This window comes from Paraglaciecola sp. (genome assembly GCF_030730205.1).
Classification (GTDB): Bacteria; Pseudomonadota; Gammaproteobacteria; order Enterobacterales; family Alteromonadaceae; genus Paraglaciecola.
This window is the reverse complement of record NZ_JANQVQ010000314.1, coordinates 1-7,507: the sequence shown is the minus strand read 5'-3', so window position 1 is coordinate 7,507 and position 7,507 is coordinate 1. Positions and strand designations below refer to the sequence as shown.

Sequence of the window (7,507 nt, the reverse complement as noted above, 5' to 3'; positions counted from 1 at the left end):
TTATTATTAAAGGGATTCGTTGGATGGCTTTAAAAACGGGGGTAATCAAGACAAAAATGGCTAGTTTATCGCCTAATATCGACTTTTTGCTGCATAGCAATTACAGTAAACTTAGACTGTGTTGAACGCAGAAGTCGCGTTTATCTTCTTAACTGACTACCAATAACAGGTTGTGACTATTGTCTTCATTGCATCAGAGTGAGCATGAAAAAATTGAATTAGAGCATCAAGCCGCTAAGATTTTTATGCGCTGGTACGAACACGACACGGGTCATCATATTCGTCACTTATGGCATAATAAACCCAATAAACCTGATGTAAGTTGCCGATTAGACGGTGAACGCTTAGATTTAGAAATTGCCCATTTATATGGCAGTGAACAAGAGGCCATGCAAATTTTAGGGCGCGAATTAAGTGAGCTAACCCGAGCAGAGTTGCAACAATTAGAACAAAGCACTTTGCCCAATCAGCGCCTGCTAAAAGCACTTAACCGTATCTTATTAAATAAATCTCACAAGCAATATAAAACCAAGAAAGTGTGGTTAGTGATCAGAAATGCTCACCCCGCGTGGGATACTGCGCAAATTGTTGCCTTACAGCCTTGTATTGATGTGCCCAGCACCCATCCATTTGAACAAATATGGTTAGTGGGTGACTGGCAAGGTAATAGCGGCATTGTGCGGCTTTACCCTTAGCGCAAACCATAATGGCTAAGGGCGAACAAAAAGCTTAAATAGCCGCTTCAGTGCTCTTGATTAATTGATAAAGTTCATCTTTTAAAACCACTCGCTCGCGTTTTTTGGCTTCTAACACCTCGTCAGATGGGGTTTCTATTCCTGTTTCCATTCGGTATATTTCTGTGGTCAACGCTTCGTAATGATCAAACAAACGCACAAAATGCTTGTCGTTCATTTTTAGATGGCGAATAGTGTGGTGATGTTCTGGAAACTCTTTTAGTAAATCATGTTTTTCAATGGTCATTCTATTTCCTCAGGTCAGCTCGTTAACGTCAGACTCACTATGACATGAGCATAAATTCGCATCTTTGATCTAAATCACATAGTCGGACGATGAATCAGTATTGTTTTTGATATCGCTACAGAGTAGTAATTGAATCCCGATTTAAAGCACACCTGATGGGGAGAAAACCTTGCCATGAGTAGCAATAGCTAACTTAATCGGTATGAGAGAGAACCGAGTGTCAAGCTTGACTATGATGAAGGGGTGTACCTCCCCCTTCATAACTTATTGAGTTTTGATGATTAAGCTGGTTTTTTCATCCATGCTGCACACCATCCGTTGGCATTCACCAATTTGCCAGGGAAGATGTTACAACCACGCCACGCTTCGCCATCAGCGCCTTTTATTTGCATACAATTGGCGCAAACAGCCCCTTCTACCGGGGTTTTATGCACGTATTTCAGGGCTTTAGCAGTCACATCGTCTTCACTTAATCTTTCTTCAGCAGCAACACGCAAACTGACACCGCCCAGCGTTACGCCGACCAAACCGCCCGCACTAAACTTTAAAAATTTACGTCTATTTATGTTTGACATATCAACACCTTTATCTTGCTTATAAACTGAAAAATGTCCAATGTATTAAACGCGCTGTTAACCCTTTTGGATCGATGATTTCGCCAGTAACCACAAAAATAATAAGGATTTTAAAACGTTTGCTTTTATAAGCTGTGCCCAAAGGACTCAATATCTTTAGTCCAAATATTCTGCTAATATTTTGCTAAGTGTTTGATACAGCATTGGTATTCAACGCTGTGCTTACGTGTCAGGTTGCAACACGACGGGCCTACGTGTCGTTCACAACTCAATGTTCGCTGTTATTCCCCAAACCGTACCCTTGCATTTGCAGAAGTGGCCAGACAATCGCCTAGCCATGTGCAGGCGGTAGCCCGTTTATTGGCACAGTATTGAGTACTTGAACGCCCAATAGCGTGCTGTACTTCGTCCAAGAATCAATATTTTAGGAGTAGTTATTATGGCAGACCCTTTGCCCGACTTGATTGAAGAAATCATCGCTGCACCTGAAGAACCAAATGGGCTAAACCCAACGGTTACCGAATTAGTAGCGGCAAAAGATGAAGATGAACTTGCCTTATTACTCGAATCATTGCCCTTACAACAGCGTTTAGATGTATGGCAAAACATTGCTCAGCATAAAAAGCTCGACGTATTGCTTGCCATGCGTGGCGATCCTCGTGAAACCTTAATTAAAGCCACCGATGAACAAGATTGGGATGAGCTGTTTTTTGATATTGAGGCTGAGGACTTATTAGAGTTAGCTGACTCCTTACCCAGTGGCTTAATGGATCGTGCTTTTGCCGCCATGGACAAGCTGCAAAAGCAATACTTTAACCAGGCTAACGAGTACGACGAAGAACAAATTGGTCGTTGGGCTATCCACGATCTTTTGATCTTGCCTGTCAATGCCAAGGTCAGAGATGCAAGTCGCTTGATGCGCCGTGAAATCAGCGATCATGTTGATACCATATTTTTAGTCAATCGCACCGGACAATTTTCTGAGGCAGTGAAGCTCACCAAATTATTTGGCTTACCCGAACATATCCCCTTGGTAGACTTAGCCGAAGAAACCTTTCATGTGCTGCAAGCCGACGATGATTGTCAAAAAGCCGCAGTAGAGGTGCAAAAATCCGGGTACGCCTCTCTCCCTGTGATTGACAGCAATGGCAAGCTGGTTGGGCGTTTAGATATCACTACCGCCAGTGAGCTAGTCAATGAGTTTTACGAGCGCCAAATGATGGCATCAGCGGGTATGGACGAAGATGAAGATTTGTTTTCACCCGTGCGCAAAAGTGCACAAAGCCGAGCCTTGTGGTTGGGTATTAACTTGCTTACCGCATTTTTAGCCAGTGCATTTATTGGTATGTTTGAAGCAACCCTGCAACAAGTGGTGGCCTTAGCCGTACTGATGCCTGTCGTAGCAAGTATGGGCGGTATTGCTGGTAGTCAAACCTTAACTCTCATTATTCGGGGTTTGGCCCTGAGGCAAGTGACTGCTGGTAACTTAAAAGCCCTCTTAGCCAAAGAGCTTAAAGTGGGTGGTTTAAATGGCGTTATTTGGGCTGTGGTCATTGGCGCTGTGGCCTTTGCTTGGTTTAATGACCCAACCCTAGGCGGCATTATTGCAGTGGCTATCTTGCTTAATATTTTGGCAGCGGCCTGTGCTGGAGTATTTGTGCCGGTGATCTTAGACAAATTAAAAATCGACCCTGCCCTTTCAGGCTCGGTTATTTTAACCACCATTACCGACATTGTTGGTTTTGTGGCCTTTTTAGGCTTAGGTACCTTATTTTTGATTTAGGCAAGGTAAATGTTAGCTGAGTAAAGGGGTGGATCTAAAATCGCAATACGCCCCTTTTCTATTGAAAAACAATAATTTAATGCACTTAACTCTGAGTACTTTTGAGGCAGTGCCTAAATATTTTCTTAAAAATTACCGCTAGCGAATAAACGCAATTAATTGTTGCTCTCTCAATCCTCTTGTTGCCCAAGTTCAATCTATGAGCTTGGGGTACTTATCGCACAATTCCGACAGCTTATCTCTTGTGTATTTTTCAAGCGTTGCAATACGCTAAGAAAGTAGCGAGTATTCAGCGTGTCATAAAAAATACTATAAAAATACAATCTAGGCAGGGGAAAGTTACAATGCAAAGACGAGATTTTATTAAGCTCGGCGGCTTAGGTGTGGGTGGCTTAATGCTTCCACTCTCAGGTATCGCAGTGTCTGCAGAACAATTGTTAGATAAGCCCATGGACGTGGCTTACAAAAAGAAGCTGGCTGATATAGCCTTAAATGCCGCAAAGGCAAAGGGCGCCACTTACGCCGATGCGCGTATTGGTCGTTACCTCAACCAATTTGTTACCACTAATGAAAATCGCGTTGATAACATTGTTAACAGAGAATCTGCCGGGATTGGTGTACGCGTGATTGCCAATGGCACATGGGGTTTTGCCTCTACGTCAAATATGACCCCAGACAGCGTAGCTAAAACGGCGGAACGTGCCGTAGCCGTTGCCATGGCTAACTCTAAGTTTCAAACCACTCCCGTGCAACTTGCACCAGTGAAAGGTGTTGGCGAAGTCAGTTGGCAAACGCCGATTACAAAGAACGCCATGGAAGTGCCAATTAAAGAGAAAGTAGATTTATTACTGGGGGTTAATGCCGCTGCTATGGAAAACGGCGCTAACTACATCACTTCTATCTTATTTGTAGTCAACGAGCAAAAGTATTTTGCTTCGACAGATGGCTCTTATATTGACCAAGATGTACATCGTTTGTGGGCGCCTTTTTACGCTACCGCAATTGGTGAAAACGGCTTTAAACAACGCACAGGCCTCGGAAATCCAGTAGGTATGGGCTTTGAATACCTAGATGGCCTAGAAAAAGACAAGATAAAAATCACTGGCGCTAGCGTAGGCTATGGCAACTCCTATGACATGCTCGAAGACGCTAAAGCCGCGGGCCAACAGCTTAAAGCAAAATTAAAAGCCAAATCCGTTGAGCCGGGCAAATACGACTTAGTCCTTGATCCTGCCCATTTAATGTTAACAATTCACGAATCAGTTGGGCACCCTCTGGAGCTTGACCGAGTATTAGGATATGAAGCCAACTACGCTGGTACGAGCTTTGCCACTTTAGATAAGTGGAAGAGCGGTAATTTTCAGTATGGCTCTAATATCGTCAACTTATTTGCTGATAAAACCCAAGATTATTCTTTAGGCAACGTGGCCTACGATGATGAAGGGGTTAAAACCAAACAATGGGATTTGATCAAAGACGGCATTTTAGTGAATTATCAAGCCACCCGTGACCAAGTTCACATGATCGACCAAAATGAATCACATGGCTGTTGCTATTCACAAAGCTGGCGCGACGTGCAGTTCCAACGTATGTCTAATGTGTCACTCAAACCCAATGAAAAAGACTTATCCGCTGAGGACGTGATCAAAGATGTCGAAAAAGGCATATACATCGCGGGTCGTGGTTCATTTTCAATCGACCAACAGCGTTATAACTTTCAGTTTGGCGGCCAATTATTTTACGAAATCAAAGACGGCAAGATTGTTGATCAAATTGAAGATGTGGCTTATCAATCTAATACCCAAGAATTTTGGAATAGCTGCACACAGTTAGCGGGTAAATCAGATTATCGCTTAGGCGGTTCGTTTTTCGATGGTAAGGGTCAACCTTCACAGGTTAGCGCCGTGTCACACGGTTGCCCTACCACACGATTTAATAATATTAACGTGATCAACACTGCACGTAATGTGTAATTGCTGCCGACGAAAACGAATATAGGACTTAGCTAAGATGACCATATTATCTGAACAAACAGCTAAAACGCTGTTAACCAAAGTAATCGCTTTTTCAAAGGCAGACGCTGTCGAATGTAACTTAGACGGTTCAGTGGGCGGCAACATTCGTTACGCGCGAAACACTGTGTCAACTGCAGGCGAGGAAAGTGACGTAACCCTCGCTGTTCAATCTACCTTTGGTAAGCGCATGGGGGTGGCAACCATCAATGAATTTGATGACGCCTCGCTCGAAAAAGTCGTACGCCGCTCGGAAGAACTGGCGAAGCTGGCGCCCGAAAACGAAGAAATGATGCCAAATTTTGGCAAACAAACGTACCTAGAATCTAAGACCTTTTTTGAGTCTACCTCTAAGGTCACACCAGAAGACCGAGCACAAGCCGCGCAAAACAGTATCGCGCCTTCGAAAAAAGACAAACTCGTTGCCGCTGGCTTTTTAGAAGAAAACACACGCTTTACTGCCATCATGAATAATAGTGGCTTGTTTGCGTACAATACCTCTACCAATGTCGACTTTTCAGTGACCATTCGTACTGAAGATGGCAAAGGCTCAGGCTGGGTTACACGGAATTATAGCGACGTAAAATTGCTAGATACCGCCAAAGCTTCAAGCATTGCGATTCACAAAGCCAAGTCATCTGTTGATGCCAAAGAAATGGAGCCGGGTAAGTACACCGTTATATTGGAGCCTGCTGCCAGCAATACCTTAATCAGCAACATGATGCGAAGCTTTAATCAACGTGGCGCCGACGAAGGACGTAGCTTTTTAAGTTACAAACCTAAAGAAGGCGAAGATCTTGAAAAAGCCCCTAAAAATAAGCTCGGCATGAAAATGTTTGATGAAAGAGTGCATATTTACTCTGATCCTCAACACCCTATTGCACCGGTCGCGCCCTTTGGTAGCGATGGATTTCCACGTCAACGCATCGACTGGATTAAAGACGGTACTGTTGTCAACATGCCTAATAGCCCCTATTGGGCAAAAAAGACCGGCATGCCTTACATACCTAGCGGTGGCAATATCATCATGTCCGGTGGCAGCCAATCTTTGGAAGACATGATAAAAAGTACGCGCCGCGGCGTATTAGTAACGCGCTTGTGGTACATCCGTTCTTTGGATCCACAAACCCTGCTTTATACAGGCTTGACCCGTGATGGCACTTTTTACATTGAAAACGGTAAAATAAAATATCCAATTAAGAATTTCCGTTTTAATGAAAGTCCCATCGTAATGTTAAATAATATTGAAGCCTTAGGTGAGCCACAACGCATTGATGGCGACATGATCCCACCAATGAAGATCCGTGATTTTACCTTTAGCAGTTTGTCTGACGCGGTATAAACATCCTATGGCCCAGCTCATTAGAGTCTGGGCCTAGCCCTTAGAAGTTATCACTGTAATGCCTATAACACGACGTGAATTTATTCAGGCTTGTAGCGCCCTCTCCTCTGGTTTGTTATTTTCCAAGCTAAGTTGGGCACTGTCAAAACCTGAGTATGATTTTGTATTTACTCGCTTAAGTTATGAATCGGGTAACTGGGAAGTCGATGAACGAATGCCAGCCAACGTGCTTAACTCACTAATTGAGTACACCAGTCTGAGAGTCGACTTAACAGAAAGAGTGGTCCCCTTGGCAGATCCTGCCATGTTAGGTGCACCCTTTTGTTATATGGCGGGACATCGTTTAGTCCAATTTTCAAGTGAAGAAAAAGACAACTTTAAACGCTATGTGGAAAATGGCGGCTTTGTATTTGTTGACGATTGTAACCACGATATAGACGGCATGTTTGCCAAGTCTTTTGAGCGGCAAATGGCCGAGTTGTTTGGTGATGAAGCCTTACAAAAAATACCCAATGATCACCCTCTTTACTCGTGTTTTTTTGAGTTTGATGGCCCTCCGCGTACTTCTATAGAATTAAACGGTTGGGGCGATGATTTAGTGCATAACTACTTAAAAGCCATTGAAGTTAATGGTCGTATCGCCGTGTTATACAGCAACAAAGATTTAGGTTGTGAATGGGATTATGATTTTCGCAATAAGCGCTTTTTACGAGTAGATAACACCAAATTTGCGGTTAATATCGTGATTTATGCAATGACAGCATAAAAGCAGCTAGGAACTGCGCGCTACAGAAACAATTAAGACAGAGAGTTT

At 43.4% G+C, this 7,507-nt stretch carries 7 protein-coding genes; 5 read left to right on the top strand and 2 right to left on the bottom strand.

The features are described from left to right. Positions 1-179: 179 nt before the first annotated feature. Positions 180-695 (top strand): hypothetical protein, encoded by a 516-nt coding sequence (locus NWQ57_RS20785; protein ID WP_306024106.1) that lies wholly within the window; start codon positions 180-182, stop codon positions 693-695. Between the two features lie 34 nt (positions 696-729). Here NWQ57_RS20785 and NWQ57_RS20780 read toward each other — a convergent pair whose 3' ends face one another. After that, the gene (locus NWQ57_RS20780) at positions 730-981 is read right to left on the bottom strand and encodes a YdcH family protein (protein WP_306024105.1); all 252 of its coding nucleotides are present in this window, start codon (positions 979-981) and stop codon (positions 730-732) included. A gap of 281 nt (positions 982-1,262) precedes the next feature. Next, positions 1,263-1,556, bottom strand: a complete 294-nt coding sequence (locus NWQ57_RS20775) for a high-potential iron-sulfur protein (RefSeq protein ID WP_306024104.1) — start codon at positions 1,554-1,556, stop codon at positions 1,263-1,265. Positions 1,557-1,995: 439 nt separating this feature from the next. On the opposite strand from NWQ57_RS20775, the gene NWQ57_RS20770 reads away from it, so the two are divergent. From NWQ57_RS20770 to NWQ57_RS20755, 4 genes are all read left to right on the top strand, one after another. After that, positions 1,996-3,339, top strand: a complete 1,344-nt coding sequence (locus NWQ57_RS20770) for a magnesium transporter (RefSeq protein WP_306024103.1) — start codon at positions 1,996-1,998, stop codon at positions 3,337-3,339. A 344-nt stretch (positions 3,340-3,683) separates the two neighbouring features. Next, entirely contained in the window at positions 3,684-5,312 is a 1,629-nt protein-coding gene (locus NWQ57_RS20765) for a TldD/PmbA family protein (protein WP_306024102.1), read from the top strand. A 37-nt stretch (positions 5,313-5,349) separates the two neighbouring features. Next, positions 5,350-6,693, top strand: a complete 1,344-nt coding sequence (locus NWQ57_RS20760; protein WP_306024101.1) for a TldD/PmbA family protein — start codon at positions 5,350-5,352, stop codon at positions 6,691-6,693. Positions 6,694-6,751: 58 nt separating this feature from the next. After that, complete coding sequence (locus NWQ57_RS20755) at positions 6,752-7,459, top strand: DUF4159 domain-containing protein (RefSeq protein ID WP_306024100.1); 708 nt, start codon at positions 6,752-6,754, stop codon at positions 7,457-7,459. The last annotated feature ends 48 nt before the right edge of the window (positions 7,460-7,507 follow it).

What these genes read in the sequence shown, in the direction of transcription:
- NWQ57_RS20770 (WP_306024103.1), top strand. Translation starts at nt 1,996, where the DNA reads ATGGCAGACCCTTTGCCCGACTTGATTGAAGAAATCATCGCTGCACCT.
- NWQ57_RS20765 (WP_306024102.1), top strand. Translation starts at nt 3,684, where the DNA reads ATGCAAAGACGAGATTTTATTAAGCTCGGCGGCTTAGGTGTGGGTGGC.
- NWQ57_RS20760 (WP_306024101.1), top strand. Translation starts at nt 5,350, where the DNA reads ATGACCATATTATCTGAACAAACAGCTAAAACGCTGTTAACCAAAGTA.
- NWQ57_RS20755 (WP_306024100.1), top strand. Translation starts at nt 6,752, where the DNA reads ATGCCTATAACACGACGTGAATTTATTCAGGCTTGTAGCGCCCTCTCC.
- NWQ57_RS20780 (WP_306024105.1), bottom strand. Translation starts at nt 981, where the DNA reads ATGACCATTGAAAAACATGATTTACTAAAAGAGTTTCCAGAACATCAC.
- NWQ57_RS20775 (WP_306024104.1), bottom strand. Translation starts at nt 1,556, where the DNA reads ATGTCAAACATAAATAGACGTAAATTTTTAAAGTTTAGTGCGGGCGGT.